Annotated in this window: 2 protein-coding genes; both read left to right on the top strand. The window is 51.7% G+C overall.

Translation table 11 applies throughout. The features are described 5' to 3' along the window. Positions 1-65: 65 nt before the first annotated feature. Positions 66-371 (top strand): transposase, encoded by a 306-nt coding sequence (locus HU755_RS27595; protein ID WP_238350055.1) that lies wholly within the window; start codon positions 66-68, stop codon positions 369-371. Then, positions 368-1,204 (top strand): IS3 family transposase, encoded by an 837-nt coding sequence (locus tag HU755_RS26905; RefSeq protein WP_238350054.1) that lies wholly within the window; start codon positions 368-370, stop codon positions 1,202-1,204. The genes HU755_RS27595 and HU755_RS26905 overlap by 4 nt, the downstream gene beginning before the upstream one ends. The last annotated feature ends 41 nt before the right edge of the window (positions 1,205-1,245 follow it).

Here is a 1,245-nt window from a genome sequence, read left to right as displayed (position 1 = left end):
TGAACTGGCCTAATAATTCCGGACACCTCTTAAGGGCGATATGATTTCGCCAATCTGGAGGTTTCATGAACGAAAGAAAGGTTTATACGCGCGAATTCAAGCTGCGTGCTGCCAGCATGGTGCTTGATGACAACTGCCCGGTGCCAGACGTTTGCGCATCGCTGGATATAGGCCCTACCGCCTTAAGGCGGTGGGTGGATCAGGTTCGCAAAGAGCGCGAAGGACAGCCGGTCAATGGAACCAAAGCGATTACCGAGGACAAGCGTGAGATTCAGGAGCTGAAAGCCAAGATCAAACGCATGGAGATGGAAGCCGATATTTTAAAAAAGGCTACTGCTCTCTTGATGTCGGATCCCGATCGTTTTCGATGATCGCGGAGCTAAGAGAGTCATTTCCGACCGCCACCGTGTGCCGTGTTTTCGATGTGAAGCGCAGCAGCTTTTACGAGTGGCTTCAGCGGCTCGCCAAGCCGCGGATAAAACGCGAAGAACTCAAGCTGAAAGTGGTTGAACTGCATAGTGAAAGCCGGGATGCGATGGGCTCTAGAATGATCAGCAAAGGTCTGAAGGCCCAAAACATAGTGGCGGGAAGGAGTCTTGTCAGAGCGCTAATGAGAGAGGCAAACATTGTCAGCAAACAGCGCCAACCGCATCCATTCAGATCCAGGGGCGTTGAGGCATTTGTCGCACCCAATTTGCTCAAACGAAATTTCAAGCCAACTGCGGTTAATCAGGTCTGGTGTGGAGACGTTACCAGTTTGATGGTGGGCAAGCGCTGGGTTCATCTAGCCATTGTGATCGACTTATTTGCTCGCCGTGTCATTGGTTGGGCTTTCTCGCTGATCAATGACGCTAACTTGGTCAGCAAGGCGCTACGCATGGCAGTAGAGATACGAACGTGCCCACCGGGACTGATGTTCCACTCGGATCAGGGTTGCCAATACACCAGTCGCAAGTTTCAACGAGAGCTAATGAGCCATGGCATTTTGCAAAGCATGAGCCATCGTGGCCAGTGCTGGGATAACGCTCCAACAGAGCGCTTTTTCGGAACGTTGAAATCAGAATGGGTGCCTCGCAGCGGCTACAGCCTGATCGATGAAGCAGAAACCGACATGGTGCGTTTCTTCGTGTATTACAACCGCACGCGGCTCCATAGCTACAACGGTTATCTGTCGCCAATAGCGATGGAGCAAAAAGCGGCATAAAACGCCGTAACCGGTGTCTGGTATTACTTGACCAGTTCAGC

The organism is Pseudomonas sp. SWRI111 (assembly GCF_014268555.1).
In the GTDB taxonomy this organism is placed as follows: domain Bacteria; phylum Pseudomonadota; class Gammaproteobacteria; order Pseudomonadales; family Pseudomonadaceae; genus Aquipseudomonas; species Aquipseudomonas hamedanensis.
The sequence above is the reverse complement of the archived record's forward strand: the minus strand, read 5'-3'. Positions and strand labels throughout refer to the sequence as shown.